Here is a 17,192-nt window from a genome sequence, read left to right on the forward strand (position 1 = left end):
GTGTCGGCCCCGCGGGAGATGGGGGCCCGGGTCCGGGAGCTGCCCGGGCGCCGGGGAGGGCTCACGGGGCCTCGCCGGGCGGGGCATGGGCCGAGGCGCGGGTGAGCGTGCGGGTCGCCTGGACGAGGAGGACGAGGGCGCCCGCCCCGCAGGCCAGGGCCGGCACGGCCCCGGGGCCCGCCGCGTCGGCCAGGCTGTCGACGGGGTCGGCCAGCAACGAGCAGCCGGGCAGCCGCGCGGCGAGGACCGTGGCGAGGGCGGCGGCCTCCGCCATGCCCGCGCCCGCGAGCACGCGGCCCGGGACGTGGGTGAAGCCGCGTGCCGTGAGCAGGCGCACCAGCAGGAGCAGTGCGCCGAGCGCACCGGCTCCGGCGTAGGCGGGTGGCTCGTCCAGTGCCGTCCCGCACAACGCGAGCAGCCCGCACAGCGCGGCCAGGAACAGGCCGAACGCGCCGATGAGCAGGGGGCGTACGGAGGCGGCGAACTCCTCCAGGCCGCGGCTCGCGATCAGCCTGCGGCGGGCGCGCGCGGCGAAGAGGTGGGCGCACCAGGCCGCCGGGGCGCAGGCCAGGAGGAGAGCCAGCACGGGTGCGGTGGCCAGGGGCCAGGGGCCGTGCGGGCCGCCGTCCCGGGCGGCGCTGAGCAGTCCGTCGCCGGCGAGGGCGTAGACGATGAGCCAGCAGGTCCACGCGCGGGCGGCGCCCGTCGTGCGGTGCCGGCTGCTCAGGGGGCCGCACCGGAGGGCGATGTGCAGGCCGGAGGCGACGGCCAGGGCGCCGAACGCGGCGACGGCCGGGCGTACTTGCCCTTCGGTGAGCCGCAGCCCGGCGACGACGGCCGCGCCGAGGGCGCCCGGCAGCAGGGCGAGCACTGCCCAGCGGGCGCGCGGGCCGGGCTCTCCCGGGGGCGCCGTGCGGGGCGCCGCCTCCCCGTCGCGTGCCGCGCGGGCGTACATCTCCTCGGCGAGCGAGAAGACGTCCCGGTGCCGCAGACGTGCGGCGGTCCGGTCGGTGAGCCCGTGCGCCTCCAGGCCCGCGGCGATCTCCAGCGGGTCCACGGCCCGCTCGCACAGTTCGCGGTGCCGGTGCATGAGCGCTTTGACCGGGTCCACGGCCCGGCGCCCGGCGGGCCGGTCCGGTTCACCCGGGTCGTCCAGTCCGTGCGGGACGCCCGGCCCCGCGCTGTCGATCGTCACACGCCCTCCCCAACGGAAACGGGCACGGAAACGGGAGCCGGCGCGGGCATGGGCGCGGGCTCCGGCTCGGGCATGAGCTCGGACACGGGAGCCGGCGCGGGCTCGGTGGCTCGCACCGGTGCCCCCTCCGCCCAGCTCGGCCGGCGCTCGGTCACGAAGCGGGTCCCGGTCCAGCGACCGGGCACATGGGCCTCGGCGGGGGCGCCGAAGGGCAGCGGCTCCCCCGCGTCGTCCACGACGAGCCGGCGCACCGGTGAGTGCGAGACGATCTCCAGGTAAATGCCGTGAAATGCCGCGATGTTCTGCTCGACGGTGAACAGTTCGAGGGCGCGTGCGCGGGCGGCCGCGCCGAGCCGCTCACGGCGCTCCGGGTCGCGCAGCAGGGCCACGCACGCCTCCGCGAGCGCCCGCGGATTGCGCGGCGGTACGACCAGCCCCGTGCCGCCGATGACCTCGACGACCGCGCCCACGTCCGTGGAGACGGTGGCCCGGCCGCAGAGCATGGCTTCGACGAGGCCGACCGGGAAACCCTCGACGACGCTGGACAGGACGACGAGGGCGCCGCAGGCGTAGGCCTCCGCGAGGCTCGGGATCTCCGGGCCGCCGATCTCCTCGAAGGAGACCGGGTTGTCGCCGACGGCGTGCGCCCCCTCCGCCTCGTCGGGGAAGAGCTGTGCGGCCAGCGCCCTGCAGTGGGTCAGATATGCGGCGGCGTCCGGGACTTCGGCGGGAGTGCCGACGATCCGCAGCCGGGTCCTCGGCTCGGCCCTGCGGATCTCGGCGAAGGCGTGCAGCAGGGAGATCAGGTCCTTGGCCGGCTCGATGCGGCCGACCCACACCAGCGCCTCGGGGTCCGCGGACCGGCTGCCCCGCACTCCCTCCCCCACGGCCGCGAAGCGCGCGTCCTCCATACCGGGGTGGACGGTGCGCAGTTTGGCGCGCTCGGCGCCGCAGCGCTCCTGCCAGCGGCGGGCGTGGGTGTTGCCGGGCGTGATGAGGGTGGCCGCGCGGTAGACCTCGGTGGCGAGCCGGCCGTGGAACGCGGCGAGCAGCGCCCGGACGGCGGGGGCCTCTTCGAGGGTCGCGGCGGCGAGGTAGTGCGCCCGCAGGTGCACGCCGTACTCGGTGACCAGCAGCGGGACGCCGAGGAAGTGCCGGGCGAGGAGGCCGGGCAGTGCCGCCGCTCCGCCGGCCGCGGCGTGGCAGAGGTCCGCCGACCCGAGCGCGTCGTCCTCGTACCAGTCGAGCGAGAGGGGGCGCAGGGTGCGCTCGATGTGCGCGGCGACGGTGAGCAGGTCGGGAACGCGCGCGGTACGGGCCGTACGGAGTGCGCCGGGTGTGCGGCAGGCGCGTTCGAGGACGCGCACCGCGCTCTCGGAGCGCAGGGCGCCGGCGAGTCCGCCCTCGTCCCGGGCGAGTTCGGCGAGCTCGTACAGGGCTCCGGCGAAACGGTCCGCCTCGACGCCGGCGGAATCCGCCGTGTCCCCGGGGACGTCCGGGCTCCCGGCCGCGGGCCCCCCGCACACCGCCGTCAGCAGTTCTCCGTACGCCTCGGCGAACCGGCGCCGGGCCCGGCGGCCGTACACGACCCCGTCGTCGTGCGCCGTCCACAGCGGTGCCGTGCGGACCCGGCCGACCTGGGGCGGCAGCTGGACCCAGCCCTGGTCCTCCTGGCGCTCGGTGCGGCTGAGCGCGTAGATGTCGAACTCGTGCTGCCCGAGCCCACGCACGAGCCGGTCGCACCAGAGTCCGGCGTCACCGCCCACATACGGATAGCCACCCTCCGTAAGCAGTCCGACGCGCACGAGCACACCCCCGATCTCCCGTATGAGGAGCCGCCGTTGACCGGCGGCTCGCAGCGGGACGAAGGTATGCGGACAAGGCGGTGGTACGACGGACGGTTGTCCGTCGCACCACCAGAAGGGGTGAACGGTCGTAACTTTCCCGCGCAGGCCGCGTTTCGCCGCGCTACGAGATTCAGGCGGGCACGTTTCCGCGGGCCCGGGACCCTCGGATCACGCCGGGGACAGCTCCGCGCGCTCGGCACGGCGCCGGGCCGCGATCTTCGGGTCGAGCGCCGGTACGGCGGCCAGCAGCTGCCGGGTGTACGGGTCGCGGGGACGCTCGTAGACCTCGTCGGCGGGACCGTACTCGACGAGCCGGCCGCGCCGCATCACCGCCACATGGTCGCTGACCTGGCGTACGACGGCGAGATCGTGCGCCACGAACACCAGCGCGAGCCCGAGCTCCCGCTGCAGCTCGCCGAGCAGGGCGACCACCTGGGCCTGTGTGGTGACGTCGAGCGCGGAGACCGGCTCGTCGCACACGATGACGCCCGGCTCGGCGGCCAGCGCCCGCGCGATGCCGACGCGCTGGCGCTGTCCGCCGCTGAACTCGTGCGGGTAGCGGTCGTAGTGCGCCCCGTCGAGCCCCACGCGCTCCAGCAGTTCCCGGACGCGCCCCCGAATGCGCTCCTCGTCCTTCTCCCCGCGTGCCCGCAACGGGTCGGCGATGGACTCGCCGACGCTGCGCCGGGGGTTGAGGGACGACACCGGGTCCTGGAAGACCATCTGCACCGAGGGGCGGACACCGGACCGTTCGCGGCCCTCGTGGCGGACCGCTCCGGCCGTGGGCTCCAGGAGCCCGACCAGCATCCTTCCCAGGGTCGTCTTCCCGCTGCCGCTCTCGCCGACGATGCCGAGGGTCTCGCCCCTGCGGACGCTCAGCGACACGTCGTCGACGGCCGCGAACCGGCGCTTGCCGCGCCCGAACTCCCGCCGGAGTCCGACCGCTTCGAGGACGACGTCGTCCGGGCGGCCGTCCTCGGCCGGGCCGGTGCCCGCCTCCTGCCCGGCTCCTCGGGCCGCCCGGGGGGTGTCCACGCGGGGGACGGCGCCGAGGAGTTCGCGGGTGTACGGCTCCCGGGGCGCGCCGAGGACCACGCCGACCGGGCCGTGCTCGACGGCGTGTCCGTGCCGCATCACCAGGATCTCGTCGACGCTCTCGGCCGCGACGCCGACGTCGTGGGTGACCAGCAGCAGCCCGGTCCCGGTCTCCTGGCGCAGGGTGTGCAGGAGGTCGAGGATCTGCGCCTGGACCGTCACGTCGAGGGCCGTGGTGGGCTCGTCGGCGATCAGGAGCTCGGGTTCGCAGACCAGGGCCATGGCGATGAGGGCGCGCTGGCGCATGCCGCCGCTGAACTCGTGCGGGCGCGAGCGGGACCGGCGGGCCGCGTCGGGGATGCCGACGCGGTCGAGGACCCGCACCGCACGCGCGCGTGCCGCCCGCCGGGACGCCCTGGTGTGCACGCGGTACACCTCGGCGATCTGGTCGCCGACCGCGTAGTACGGGTCGAGGGAGGACAGCGGGTCCTGGAAGACCATGGCCGCCTTCCGGCCGCGCAGAGCGCGCAGCTCGTCGTCGGACGCCCGCTGGACGTCGACGCCGGCCACGCGGACCGTGCCGTCGACGCGCGCTCCGGTGCCCCGGTGCAGCGCCAGCAGGGCCGACGCCACGGTCGACTTGCCCGAGCCGGACTCGCCGACCAGGCCCAGCGCGGCGCCCCTCTCCAGCCGGAAGGAGAGTCCGTCGACGGCGCGCAGCCCCCCGAAGTCGACGACGAGGTCGCTCACTTCGACCAGAGGGGCGGCTGCGGACGCCGCGGAGGAAGGGTGCGCGGAAGAGTCGCTCATGCCAGTACCACCCGTCGGTCGGCCACCGCGTAGAGCACGTCCGCGACGGCGTTGGCGATGACCACGAAGAAGCCGATGACCAGGACCATGCCGACGACCACGGGAAGGTCGACGACGTTCACCGCGTGCACCAGTTCCTGGCCGATGCCGGGCAGCCCGAAGAGGGTCTCGGTGAGCACCGCGCCGCCGACCGCCGATCCGAAGGTGTTGGCGTTCAGCGCGATGATCGAGGCGAGCGCTCCCCGGACGGCGTGCCGCCCGATGACCGCCCGCTCGCCGACGCCGTACGCGCGGAAGGTCCGGATGTGGTCCTCGGCCAGCGTCTCCAGCATCGAGGCCCTGGTCAGCCGGGCGAACGCGGCGGCCTCGACGAGGGCGAGCGAGAGCCAGGGCAGCACCAGGTTCCACGCCCACTGTTCGGGGTCGTCGGTGAAGTTCACGTACTGCGGGAAGGGCAGCAGTTCCAGCTGGCCGCAGACGACGATCATCAGGATCAGGCCGATGACGAAGACGGGTGTCGCCGTGCCCGCGAGGGTGAGCCCGGTCAGCACCCGCTCGCTGAGCCGGCCGCGCCGCCAGGCGGAGAGCACACCGGTGCCGACACCGAGCACGAGCCAGACGACCATCGCGCCGAACACCAGCGACAGGCTGACCGGCAGTTTCGCCAGGATCAGCCGGGTGACCTGCTGGTCGGTCTGGTACGACAGGCCGAGGCAGGGCGCCGGGCAGTGCTGGACGGAGGTGCCCGTCGAGTAGTCCTGGCCGGCGAGGAGGCCCTGGAGGAAGTGCCCGTAGCGCACGTACAGCGGGTCTCCGAGGTGCAGCTGCTGGGCGACCTGGTGCACCTGGGCGGGCGAGCAGCGCGGGCCGCAGGTGATCTGGGCGACGTTGCCCGGGGTGGCGTAGAAGACGACGTAGACGATCACCGAGACGGCGAGGAGGGTGATCACGGTGCCGAGGGTCCGGCGCAGGACGAATCCGCTGAAGCCGCTCATGCCGTGGCCTCCTTCGTCCCGTCGGCGGACGCGCCCTGGAGGGGCAGGTCCGTTCCCGATGCGCCCCGGCGGGGCAGGCCGGTCCCGTCGGCGGGTCCGCCGGTGGTCGCGTCGGCCCTGGCCTCTCCCCTGCGGCCCGTGCCGACGCGCAGGCGGGAGGCCGCGCGCGGGTCGAGGGCGGTGCGCACGCCGTCGCCGAGGACGGTCAGGGCGAGGACGGTGACGAACAGGGCTCCCGCGGGCAGCAGCAGGTACTGGGGCGCCGCCTGGTACCAGACGTCGGCGGCGGTCAGCATCTGTCCCCAGGACGGGGTCGGCGGCTTCACGCCGACGCCGAGGAAGGACAGGGCGGCCTCGACGCCGATGTTCATCGGCACGAGGAGCGCGGAGTAGGTGATGAGCGGGGCGGCGAGGCCCGGCAGCAGATCGCGGCGGGCGATCCGCCAGGTGCTCCAGCCGCTGAGCCGCGCGGCGGCGACGTAGTCGAGCTGCTTGAGCGTGAGCGTCTGGGCGCGCACGATCTTCGCGAGGGTGCCCCAGGCGATCAGGCCGATGACGAGGGCGACCAGGACGGGCCGCGGGAAGCTGCCGGGCACGATCGCCAGCAGCGCCAGCGACATGATCATCAGTGGCAGCGCGACGATGATCTCGGTGATCCGGCTCAGCACCTGGTCGACCCACCGGTTCCCGAGCGCCGCCGAGACGCCCACGACGACGGCGATGAGGACCTGCACCACGGTCGCGGCGAGCGCGACGCCGAGGGAGACCCTGGCGCCGTACACGAGGCGCGCGAACAGGTCGCGGCCGGTCTGGGGTTCGACGCCGAGCCAGTGGTCGGCGCCGATGCCGCCGAGCGTGCCGACGGGGACGCCGCCGCGCGCGGAGTCCACCAGCGCGGGGTGGTAGGTGGTGGGGTCCTGCCCCTCGACCGCCGTGAGCAGCGGCGCGGCGAGCGCGACCAGGACGAGCAGCGCGACGACGGCCGCCGCGACGAGGGCGGCGCGCTGCGCACGCAGCCGCCGCCAGAACTGACGGGCCCCCGAGGCCCCCGCGGCGGACGAGTCCGCCGCGGGGGCCGGGGAAGCGACAAGTGCCTCGCTCACGGTGCTACTTCACCGCGACCTGGGAGATGTCCAGAACGCCGGTCCAGTCGCTGATCACGATGTTCTTGACGCCCTTGCCGTACAGGCGCTTGTAGACGGGGTGGAACAGCGGCACGGTCAGCGCCTGTGCGCCGATCTTCTCGTCCAGCGCGCCCCAGCGCTTGGCGGCCGCGTCGAGGTCGGTCAGCTTGTTGATCGCGTCGATCTCGTCGTTGACCGACTTGTCGTTCAGGAAGCCGGAGTTGAAGTTGGCTCCGTCCTTCACGATCTGCCGGCCGTCGAAGATCGGGGCCAGGAAGGGGCCGCCGGAGGGCCAGTCGGCACCCCAGTGGGCGAGGAAGAGGCCCGGCTCGTTCTTCGTGCTGTGGATCTTGTCGCTGTAGTCGTTCTCCTCCAGGCCCTGGAGCTTGACGGTGATGCCGGCCTTCTTGAGCGCGTCCTGGATCGCGGTCGCGATCTCCGGGCTGGTCTCGAAGTCCTTGCTGTTGGAATGCGTGAGCGTGATGCTCAGGCCGTTCTTGTGGCCCGCCTGGGCCAGCAGTTCCTTGGCCTTGGCCGCGTTGCCGGAGGCGCCCGCCGGGAACAGGTCGTAGGGCGTGTAGCCGAAGGACTTCTGGTTCGGCAGGTACGTCGTCGCCGGCTCGGCGAGGGACGAGCCGCCCGCCGCGTTGATCACCGAGGTGCGGTCGATGGCGTACGAGATCGCCTGGCGCACCTTCGGGTCGTCGAACGGCTTCACCTTCGGGTTGAAGGCGAGGTAGTTCGTGTAGCCGAAGTGCCCGGTGCCGACGCGTGAGGCCAGTTCCTTGTCCCCGGTCACCTTGGCGAGCTCGGCCGGGCCGAGGTTGGTGTCCGTGGTGACGGCGGCGGCGTCCGTGCCCCGGGAGGAGGACAGCCGCTGGTTGATCACGGAGGAGTCCAGGCCGGACCGTACGTCGATCGTGTCCGGGTAGGCCTTGCGCTCGGCGTCGGTCGACGCGGACCAGTGGGTGTTGCGCTCCAGGGTGAGGCGCTCGCCGTCGTTCTCGTTCTTGACGACCTTGTACGGACCCGAGGAGACCGGGTGCTCCTCGTACTTCGTGCCGGTGTCCTTGGCCTTGGGGACGGGCGTGAACTGCGTCTGCGTGGCCAGGTAGGGGAACTCGCCCTCGGGCTTGTTCAGGTGGAAGACGATGGTCAGCGCGTCCGGCGTCTCGATCGAGTCGAGGCCCTTCTTGTCCTTGTAGGGACCCTGGTAACCGGCGCCGCCGATCAGCCAGTCCCGCAGGTAGGGCGCGCCGCCGGAGAGTTCGGCGGCGAAGGAGCGCTCGATGCCGTACTTGATGTCGGCGGAGGTGATCGGCGTGCCGTCCTCGAACGTGAGGCCCTTCTTCAGGGTGTACGTCCACACGGTCGCGTTCTTGCTCGGGCGGCCGGTGTCCGTGGCGAGGTCGGGGACGACCTGGGCGCCGGCGGCCCCGTTCTCGCGGTTGCGGGTGGTGAGGGTGCGGAAGACGAGCGAGGGCACGTTGCCGCCGCCGGAGGTGTAGAGCCGCGCGGGGTCGAAGTCCGACTGCGGGTTGGAGTTCAGGACGGTGAGGGTGCCGCCCTTGTGGGGCTGGGAGTCGCCGCCGGAGCTCTTGGCATCGCTGTCCTTCGGCCCGCAGGCGGCGGCGCCCGCTGCCACGACCAGGCTGACGGATGCCGCGGCCACGCGGCGCGCTGTGACGGACGATTGACGCATCGGAAGACGACCTCTCGGATGACTCGAATACTGAGACGGAATGACACGGAGTGAGACGGAAGAGCGCAGAGCTCGCCCAGGGCGTCAGGCGTCGGAGTCCGACCGGACCGAAAGGGGCACGGGCGCGCAGAACCGCGGAGGTTCAGGGGCGCACGGGAACAAGACGGGAAGGAAAGCGACGCACTCGCCTGGGGCGGGCGTCAGCAACAGTGGATGTCGGCCACGCAGAGCGCGGTCACGCCGATGAGCGCCAGCTCGATGGCGGCGCGAACGGAGGCGTGACGGGAGGACATGCGGAAAATATGAACGATCTTTTTCCGCATGTCAAAGCGGTGCGAGCGCTTTCCGTCAACCCTTGGGATAGGGCCAGGAGTTGGGCAGGCAGTGGATTCCGTCGTGGTCGAGGAACTTGGTCTGCTGCTGCATGACCGGGGCGAGCTCGCCGTCCTTCTCACAGCTGACGTGCCCGTACCCGAGCCGGTGGCCGACCTCGTGGTTGATCAGCATCTGACGGTAGGCGTGGATCTTGTCACCGAAGCCGTAGGTCTTGGAGCCCTGGGCCCAGCGGTAGGCGTTGATCATGACGCGCTCGGTGGACGCCGAGTCGCACGACACGTTGTCCTCCGTGGTGTCGAGCCCCGACTTGGCGCACCACTCGGCGGTGGTGCCGGGGCTCGCCAGCGTGATGACGAAGTCCGGTGTGCCGGAATCGACCCGCTCGAAGGTGCGGGCGCCACCGTGGGCCCAGCTCCTCTTGTCGTTCAGGGTCTTCTGGACGGCGTCGGCGAAGAGCGCGCCGTCGAGACCGAGGCCCTTCTCGATGTCGACGCGGTAGGTGTACTTGTGTCCCTTGCCGGGCGCCTTGGCGACTCCGGGCACCACTTCGAACTTCCCGGACCCCTTGAGCTCTGCCCCGAGCGGATACGTCCTGGCCATCGCCTGGTCGTACGACAGGGGTGCCGCGGCCACCTGCGGCTGCCCCGACTGGGTCGGCCGGCCGTCTCCGCGCGAGGCGGAGTCCTGGGTCGCCCGTCCGACGCCGTCCGCGGACTGCGTCCGCGCGTCGGCGTCGTGTCCTCCGGTGGCCATCTGCCCGGCGACGACGACGGCCAGCACGGTGGTGACGGCGGCCGCTGCGATCCCGGTGAAGGCCCATCCCTTGCGGGCCTTGTCCTCGTCCTGATCACCGGTCTTCGGCAGGGGCCGCCCGTCGGCGTCGGTGGAACGGGCGCTCCAGTCGGCCGAGTCGTCGAAACCGGCGGCCCGGGGGCCGCCCTTCCGCCCCGCGGCACCGCCGCGGGGTTCCGGAAAGCCGCCGCTCCCCGGCGCGTCGAGGTCGAACGCGTCGACGTACGCCTGCCGGGGGCCGGTCACGGCCTGCTGTCGCTGCCGGGGCACCCGCGGCCCGGCGGGCGCGCCCTGCGGAGCCCCGCCGGCGCTGGACTCCCCCCAGCCGCCGCCCTGTTCACGCTGCTCGGGATGTCCGCCCCGCACCTGCGGCATGCCGTGGGCGGGGGTCCCGCCGGGAAACCGCGGCGTTCCGTGCGCCGGGGTGCCGTCGGGGAAACGCGGCACCCCGCGCGCCGGAGTCCCGTCGGCCGCCCTCGGAAACCCGTGCGCCGGAGTCCCGTCGGGAAGGCGCGGGCCGCCCTGGGCCGGGGAACCGCCCTGGAAGCGCGGCAGCCCCTGGGCCGGGGCTCCTTCGTGGAACCGGGGCACGCCGTGGGCGGGGGTGCCCTCCTGGAACCGCGGGACGCCGTGCGCCGGAGTCCCGTCGGGGAAACGTGCCGCGCCTTGCTGCGGCCTGCCGCCCGTGGGCGGGTAGGGGCCCGGGGAACCGGGCCGCTGCGCCGCGGCGCGGTGTGCGCCGTCCGGGCCCGGCGCCGGAGCGGGTGCCGCCTCCTGTGCCGGAACCTCTCGCGTCTGCGCGGTGTCCGTCTTGCCGGCCCGCCCCCGACGACTGTGTCGTCCCACTTCCCGCCTCAGCTCTCCGCGCCGACTGCCACCGAAGAGGTCGACTCCTCGAGGTCCGCCAGGAGTTCACGGAAGGCGGTGGCGACCGTCTCCGGATACTCCATCATCGCGACATGCCCCGCGTCCGGCAGGCACAGCAGCCGGGAGTCGCGGAAGGCACGGGCCGCGCGCTGGGCCATACGGTAGCCGACAAGTTGGTCGCGGCCGCCGTAGACCAGGAGCGTGGGGGCGAGCACCCGTTCGGCCTGACGCCACAGTCCGTGCTGCCCGCCGAGCGTGTAGGCGTTCACGACCCCGCGCGCGGAACGCGCCATCGCGTCCCAGAAGTAGGGCAGGGCGAGCCGCCGCTCCATCTCCTCGACCGCGTGCCGGAAACCCTCGGGCGTCACGATGCCGGGATCGCCGTAACAGAGCGCCAGCACCCCCCGTACGCGCTGCTCAGCGCTCCAGTCCTTCGTCAGCCGGGTGAACAGCCCCGCCACCCCGGGAAGGGCGAGCAGCGCGGTCGGCCAGGCGGTGCGCTGCGCGCGGATCTCGGGCAGCGCGGGGGACACCAGCGTGAGCGTCCGGACGAGATCCGGCCGGACGGCCGCGACCCGCGTCGCGACGGCTCCGCCGAGTGAGTTGCCGAAAAGATGTACTGGACCGCGTCCGGACGCGTCGAGGTGACGGATGACCGCGCGCGCGTGCCCGGTGACCGAGTAGTCGCCGTCGTCCGGCGGCGGCGAGTCGCCGAAGCCGGGCAGATCGAGGGCCTCGCTGTCCACCAGCCCGTCGAGCCGGGACATCAGCGCCGTCCAGTTCTGCGAGGAGCCGCCCAGACCGTGCACGTACAGCGCGGGCGGAAGGTTCTCCCGGACGGGCGGTCTCGACCGGATCGTCAGGGTGATGCCGGGCAGCCCGACCGATCTCAGCCGTTCCCCCTCCGCGACCCTGACGGCGCCGACCCTCGGCGTGACGCTGGCGGCCGGGGCGGACGGGAGTTCGGTCGAAGACATGCCGCAATGTTACGAGACGATCACACCGGGGCTCATGTGTTCGCCGTCACAGATCGCGGGCCGATCGCATAGCGTCCGGATCGCACGTCTCCTAGGCTTCGAACGAGGGCACTCGTCCGCTTATCAGGAGCGCACGCGTACCGTTCGGGAAGAGGAACCATGACAGTCGACCCGACAGACCCCGCAACCTTCGACGACCAGTTCCGGGAGGTCTCCGACGCGGAGACCCCGGAGGCCGACGCCGCCGAGCAGTCCGCGGAGCTGGACCCCGCGGACGACGTCGACCCGGAACCCCCGGGCGACCGCCTCAACGCCGACGACGCGGATCTGGCCGAACAGGCCCGGGTCGTCCGGCTGAACGAGGACGACTACAGGTGACCCGACTCCGCTGATCGGCGCCGCCGCGGCGGCCGGGTGCCCAGCTCGTCCCGTTCGGCACCCTGTGCGCCGGCCCGGTGCGGGTCCGGTCCGTGAAATTCTCCGCTCGCACCGCACACAGCGGGGTTACCGAAAAGTACGATGGCGACGCGGCGCACACCGCACGTGGACAACTTTGGGAGGCGGCGTGACAGCCATCGAGCAGACAGAGGCAGCACGCCCGCGGGGCACTCGCCTGCCGCGCCGTGCCCGACGCAACCAGCTCCTCGGCGCCGCCCAGGAAGTTTTCGTTGCGCAGGGATACCACTCGGCCGCCATGGACGACATCGCCGAGCGCGCGGGCGTCAGCAAGCCGGTTCTCTACCAGCACTTCCCGGGCAAGCTCGATCTGTACCTCGCCCTGCTCGACCAGCACTGCGAATCCCTGCTCCTGGCGGTGCGCACGGCGCTCGCGTCGACCACGGACAACAAGCTGCGCGTCCGCGCCACCATGGACGCGTACTTCGCGTACGTGGAGGACGACGGCGGCGCGTTCCGGCTGGTCTTCGAGTCGGACCTGACGAACGAGCCGGCGGTGCGCGAGCGCGTCGACAAGGTGACGCACGAGTGCGCCGAGGCGATCTGCGACGTCATCGCGGAGGACACGGGGCTCTCGCGCGCGGAGTCGATGCTCCTCGCCTCGGGCCTCGGCGGTCTGGCCCAGGTGGTGGCCCGTTCCTGGCTGCACAGCGACCGCAGCGTCCCGCGCGACCAGGCGGTCCAGCTGCTCACCTCGCTCGCCTGGCGGGGCATCGCGGGTTTCCCGCTGCACGGCACCGACCACCACTGATCCGCCGGATCACGCGGGTACGGATCACCGACGCAGGAAGCGGCCGGGGCACGCCCCGGCCGCTTTTTTGTTCCCGTCGGCTGTTCGCTCCTGGCGTTCCCCGGCGGAGCGTGCGCGTCCCCTCACCGGGCTAGTGTGTGCTGCGTACGGCGCGTACGAACGCGCACATGACTGACCGTCGGAGGGACAAAGCCGTGGAGGTCAAGATCGGCGTGCAGCACGCGCCCCGCGAGATCGTTCTGGAGAGCGGTCAGACCCCGGAAGAGGTCGAGCGCGCGGTGTCCGAGGCGCTGGCCGGCAAGTCGCAGCTGCTGAGCCTCGTGGACGACCACGGCCGCAAGGTCCTGGTTCCGGCCGACCGGCTGGCGTACGTGGAGCTCGGCGAGCCCACGCAGCGCAAGGTCGGGTTCAGCGCTCTGTAGGGCGGCTGAGCGACGAAGCAGTACGGGAGGGGCCCGGTGACACCGTCACCGGGCCCCTCCCGTCGTACGTGCCCGTACGCGCCGTGCCGGCCGTGGCGCTCCGGGCGGCCGGCCCGTGCGCCCGGCGCCCGCACGAACACGGATGGAGCACATGCCGGTCGCGGAGGAGGATTGCGTTCCGAACGTCAGGGGTAGGACCGGCTACGACCGATTTGCACCGGCCGTGCGGGAGGGACCATCACCATGTTCTTGGAAGCGCTCGGCTCCGCACTGCTCGGTCTCGCACTCGCGTGGGCGGCCTCGTACCGCCTGCCCCACCGGTTGCCGTCCCGCAGCCTGGTCTTGTCGACCGGCGTGGCGGGAGCCCTGTTCGGCGCGTTCCTGACGCACACGGCCCTGGGCTCCGGCCACTTTCTGGCCATCCTCCTCGGCGCGGTGGCCGTCTCCGCGGCGCTGCTGTCGCTGCTGCTGCGCCCCGAGGAGCGTTTTCGGCGCCGCTCGGCGACGGCGTGAGCCGCCGCGCGGGCCCCGGCTCCCACGACCGTGAACCGCGCCCGTAGACGGCGATCCCCTCGACCGGGTCCTCAGGCCGCGAGGCCCAGTGCGGCCATCCGCTTGGTGTGCGCCTCGGTGATCCGGGAGAACATCCGGCCGACCTCCGCGAGGTCGAAGCCGTCCGCCACACCGCCCACGAGCATCGTCGACAGGGCGTCGCGGTCGGCGACCACACGCTGCGACTGGGACAGGGCCTCGCCCATCAGCCGGCGCGCCCACAGCGCGAGCCGGCCCCCCACCCGCGGGTCGGCGTCGATCGCGGCGCGCACCTTCTCGATGGCGAAACCGGCGTGACCGGTGTCGTCGAGGACACCGAGGACGAGCTCGCGGGTGTCCGAGTCGAGACGGGCCGCGACCTCACGGTAGAAGTCACTGGCGATCGAGTCGCCCACGTACGCCTTGACGAGCCCCTCCAGCCAGTCCGAGGGAGCCGTCTGCCGGTGGAAGCCGTCGAGCGCGGCGACGAAGGGATCCATCGCCTCCGTCGGCTCCGCACCGATCGCGGAGAGCCGGTCCCGCAGCCGCTCGAAGTGGTGGAACTCGGCGGACGCCATCTTCGCCAGCTCGGCCTTGTCGCTGAGCGTGGGTGCCAGCTTGGCGTCCTCCGCGAGCCGCTCGAACGCCGCGAGCTCGCCGTAGGCGAGCGCTCCGAGCAGGTCCACTACCGCGGCGCGGTACTGGGGCTCGGCCGAGGCCGTCTCCCAGTTCTGCGCGGCGACTCCGGTGGCCACGGGGGTGGTGTCGGCGGTGGCCTCGGCGGGCTTCTCAGCGGCGTTGTCAGGCGTCGTCATGAAGCGCACAATAGCCCGCTCACAGCACGAGGTAAGTCCCTGCTCAACCGGTGTGACGACGACTACGTGACCAAATCGGCCATCACATGTGCGCGATTCCGGGGTATGGTGGTAATGCGCCCGGCGAGTGATTCGACGGGCCGCACGAATGAGGATGCCCGGTCGGTGGCCCGATCGGCTCCGACCCGACAGCCCTCCTCGCAGGTACGGCACATCGCGTACGGCATCCGGAGGGAACCCTCAGCGGCACGAGAGCTCGAGCGTCGGCAGTGGTCCCATGCCACCCGGCCCGCCCGTCAAGAGCGGCCGACGTCCCCGGCACGGTCCCGACACGACCCCCGCGCTCGCCTCGCACCGCGTACACAGAAGAGGCAGCACCCTGACTACGACTTTCCGAGACCTCGGAATCCTTCCTGAGACCGCCGAAGCCCTTGAGGCCGTCGGCATCGTCAACCCCTTCCCCATCCAGGAGATGACGCTCCCGGTCGCCCTCTCCGGCACCGACGTCATCGGCCAGGCCAAGACCGGCACCGGCAAGACGCTGGGCTTCGGCCTCCCGCTGCTGGAGCGCGTCACCGTCCCCGCGGACGTCGAGGCGGGCCGGGCCAAGCCCGAGCAGCTGACCGACGCCCCGCAGGCCCTCGTCGTCGTCCCGACGCGCGAGCTGTGCACCCAGGTGACCAACGACCTGCTGACCGCGGGCAAGGTCCGCAACGTACGCGTTCTGGCCATCTACGGCGGCCGGGCGTACGAGCCCCAGGTGGAGGCCCTGAAGAAGGGCGTCGACGTCATCGTCGGCACCCCGGGTCGACTGCTGGACCTCGCGGGCCAGAAGAAGCTCAACCTCAAGCACATCAAGGCGCTCGTCCTGGACGAGGCCGACGAGATGCTCGACCTGGGCTTCCTGCCCGACGTCGAGAAGATCATGAACATGCTGCCGGCCCGCCGTCAGACCATGCTGTTCTCGGCGACCATGCCGGGCGCGGTCATCGGTCTCGCGCGCCGCTACATGTCGCAGCCCACCCACATCCGCGCCGCCGCGCCGGACGACTCGGGCGCGACGGTCGCGAACACGAAGCAGTTCGTGTACCGCGCCCACAACATGGACAAGCCCGAGATGGTCGCGCGCATACTGCAGGCCGACGGCCGCGGTCTCGCGATGGTCTTCTGCCGCACCAAGCGGACGGCGGCGGACCTCGCCGACCAGCTGCAGCAGCGCGGCTTCGCCTCCGGCGCGGTCCACGGCGACCTCGGCCAGGGCGCCCGCGAGCAGGCGCTGCGCGCGTTCCGCAACGGCAAGGTCGACGTGCTCGTCTGCACCGACGTCGCGGCCCGCGGCATCGACGTCGAGGGTGTCACCCACGTCATCAACTACCAGTCCCCCGAGGACGAGAAGACGTACCTGCACCGCATCGGCCGCACCGGCCGCGCGGGCGCCAAGGGCATCGCGATCACGCTCGTCGACTGGGACGACATCCCGCGCTGGCAGCTGATCAACAAGGCGCTGGACCTCGGTTTCCCGGCCCCGCCGGAGACGTACTCGACCTCTCCCCACTTCTTCGAGGAGCTCAGCATCCCGGCCGGCACCAAGGGTGTCCTGCCGCGTTCCGAGCGCACCCGCGCCGGGCTCGCGGCCGAAGAGGTCGAGGACCTGGGCGAGACCGGTGGCCGTGGCGGTCCGCGGGGCCGCGGTGGCCGTTCGGCCGCGCCCGCGACCACCGAGCGCGAGCGCGCACCGCGCACTCCGCGCCAGCGCCGCCGCACGCGCAACGGCACGCCCGCCGACGGGGCCCCCGCCTCCACGGACGCTGTTGCGGCCACGGAGTCGCCCGCGTCCGTCGAGGCCACCGAGCCCCGCACGCCGCGCCGCCGTCGGCGCACGCGCGGTGGAGCGGGCGAGCCCGTGGCGGCCGTCGCCGCCCCCGTGACCGAGGCCGCGGAAACCGCCGTGGCGACGGCCGAGGGTGTCACCGACGAGCCGGCCGCGCCGCGCCGCCGCCGCACCCGCAAGTCCGCCGAGACGGCTGTCGAGACGGCGGAGGCGGTGGTGACCGCGGCCGAGGCCGTGGTCGAGAGCGCCGCCGCCGAGGTCGTCACCGAGGCCCCGGCCAAGCCGGCCCGCCGCCGCACCCGCAAGACCGTCGAGACGGCGCCCGCCACCGAGACGGTCGCCGAGACCGTCGAGGTCGTCGAGGCCACGGAGGCCAAGCCCGCCGCGCGCCGACGCACCCGCAAGGCCGCGGAGGCGGTCGTCGACACCGTCGAGGCCACCGTCACCGAGGCCGCCGAGACGGTCGTCGAGACCAAGCCCCGACGCACCCGGGCCAAGGCCGCCACCACGGCCACCGAAACGGCCCCGGCCGTCGAGGAGACCGAGGCCAAGCCCGTACGCCGACGCACCCGCAAGGCCGTCGCCGACGCCGAGATCCCGGCCCAGGCCGCCGAGGCCACGGAGGCCAAGCCCGCCGCGCGCCGACGCACCCGCAAGGCCGCGGAGGCGGTCGTCGACACCGTCGAGGCCACCGTCACCGAGGCCG

15 protein-coding genes are annotated in these 17,192 nt (G+C 73.0%); 5 read left to right on the top strand and 10 right to left on the bottom strand.

The features are described 5' to 3' along the window. Positions 1 to 61 precede the first annotated feature (61 nt). The 9 genes from ACH4S8_RS17120 to ACH4S8_RS17160 form a co-directional block, all read right to left on the bottom strand. Entirely contained in the window at positions 62 to 1,195 is a 1,134-nt protein-coding gene (locus ACH4S8_RS17120) for a hypothetical protein (RefSeq protein ID WP_398394592.1), read from the bottom strand. Continuing rightward, on the bottom strand, positions 1,192 to 3,000 hold the full coding sequence (locus ACH4S8_RS17125; RefSeq protein WP_398394594.1) for a DUF3492 domain-containing protein: 1,809 nt from the start codon (positions 2,998 to 3,000) through the stop codon (positions 1,192 to 1,194). Before ACH4S8_RS17125 ends, ACH4S8_RS17120 begins: the two co-directional genes overlap by 4 nt. A 210-nt stretch (positions 3,001 to 3,210) precedes the next feature. After that, positions 3,211 to 4,887 (bottom strand): dipeptide ABC transporter ATP-binding protein, encoded by a 1,677-nt coding sequence (locus ACH4S8_RS17130; protein WP_398394596.1) that lies wholly within the window; start codon positions 4,885 to 4,887, stop codon positions 3,211 to 3,213. Further along, positions 4,884 to 5,882, bottom strand: a complete 999-nt coding sequence (locus ACH4S8_RS17135) for an ABC transporter permease (protein WP_398394598.1) — start codon at positions 5,880 to 5,882, stop codon at positions 4,884 to 4,886. The genes ACH4S8_RS17130 and ACH4S8_RS17135 overlap by 4 nt, the downstream gene beginning before the upstream one ends. After that, the gene (locus tag ACH4S8_RS17140) at positions 5,879 to 6,985 is read right to left on the bottom strand and encodes an ABC transporter permease (RefSeq protein ID WP_398394600.1); all 1,107 of its coding nucleotides are present in this window, start codon (positions 6,983 to 6,985) and stop codon (positions 5,879 to 5,881) included. Before ACH4S8_RS17140 ends, ACH4S8_RS17135 begins: the two co-directional genes overlap by 4 nt. A gap of 4 nt (positions 6,986 to 6,989) precedes the next feature. Next, the gene (locus ACH4S8_RS17145; protein ID WP_398394602.1) at positions 6,990 to 8,708 is read right to left on the bottom strand and encodes an ABC transporter substrate-binding protein; all 1,719 of its coding nucleotides are present in this window, start codon (positions 8,706 to 8,708) and stop codon (positions 6,990 to 6,992) included. 200 nt (positions 8,709 to 8,908) lie between these two features. Beyond that, the gene (locus tag ACH4S8_RS17150; RefSeq protein WP_318658278.1) at positions 8,909 to 9,001 is read right to left on the bottom strand and encodes an Ms4533A family Cys-rich leader peptide; all 93 of its coding nucleotides are present in this window, start codon (positions 8,999 to 9,001) and stop codon (positions 8,909 to 8,911) included. Between the two features lie 55 nt (positions 9,002 to 9,056). Further along, positions 9,057 to 10,682, bottom strand: a complete 1,626-nt coding sequence (locus ACH4S8_RS17155; RefSeq protein WP_398394605.1) for a DUF3152 domain-containing protein — start codon at positions 10,680 to 10,682, stop codon at positions 9,057 to 9,059. An 8-nt stretch (positions 10,683 to 10,690) separates the two neighbouring features. Beyond that, entirely contained in the window at positions 10,691 to 11,680 is a 990-nt protein-coding gene (locus tag ACH4S8_RS17160; protein WP_398394607.1) for an alpha/beta fold hydrolase, read from the bottom strand. Between the two features lie 159 nt (positions 11,681 to 11,839). Between ACH4S8_RS17160 and ACH4S8_RS17165 the strand changes: the two genes are divergently transcribed. From ACH4S8_RS17165 to ACH4S8_RS17180, 4 genes are all read left to right on the top strand, one after another. Beyond that, the gene (locus ACH4S8_RS17165; RefSeq protein WP_398394609.1) at positions 11,840 to 12,058 is read left to right on the top strand and encodes a hypothetical protein; all 219 of its coding nucleotides are present in this window, start codon (positions 11,840 to 11,842) and stop codon (positions 12,056 to 12,058) included. Positions 12,059 to 12,245: 187 nt separating this feature from the next. Continuing rightward, positions 12,246 to 12,887: a TetR/AcrR family transcriptional regulator gene (locus ACH4S8_RS17170; RefSeq protein WP_037620773.1), complete on the top strand. Its 642-nt coding sequence runs from the start codon at positions 12,246 to 12,248 to the stop codon at positions 12,885 to 12,887. Positions 12,888 to 13,081: 194 nt separating this feature from the next. Beyond that, positions 13,082 to 13,309: a DUF3107 domain-containing protein gene (locus ACH4S8_RS17175; RefSeq protein WP_028801993.1), complete on the top strand. Its 228-nt coding sequence runs from the start codon at positions 13,082 to 13,084 to the stop codon at positions 13,307 to 13,309. 243 nt (positions 13,310 to 13,552) lie between these two features. After that, entirely contained in the window at positions 13,553 to 13,822 is a 270-nt protein-coding gene (locus tag ACH4S8_RS17180) for a hypothetical protein (RefSeq protein WP_398394611.1), read from the top strand. Positions 13,823 to 13,893: 71 nt separating this feature from the next. Here the strand turns inward: ACH4S8_RS17180 and ACH4S8_RS17185 are convergent, their stop codons facing one another. Further along, complete coding sequence (locus tag ACH4S8_RS17185; protein ID WP_398394613.1) at positions 13,894 to 14,664, bottom strand: ferritin-like fold-containing protein; 771 nt, start codon at positions 14,662 to 14,664, stop codon at positions 13,894 to 13,896. Positions 14,665 to 15,127: 463 nt separating this feature from the next. On the opposite strand from ACH4S8_RS17185, the gene ACH4S8_RS17190 reads away from it, so the two are divergent. Further along, positions 15,128 to 17,192, top strand: a 2,065-nt coding sequence (locus ACH4S8_RS17190; protein ID WP_398394615.1) for a DEAD/DEAH box helicase, incomplete at its 3' end; no start/stop codon positions are given.

This window comes from Streptomyces sp. NPDC021080 (assembly GCF_044333225.1).
Classification (GTDB): domain Bacteria; phylum Actinomycetota; class Actinomycetes; order Streptomycetales; family Streptomycetaceae; genus Streptomyces.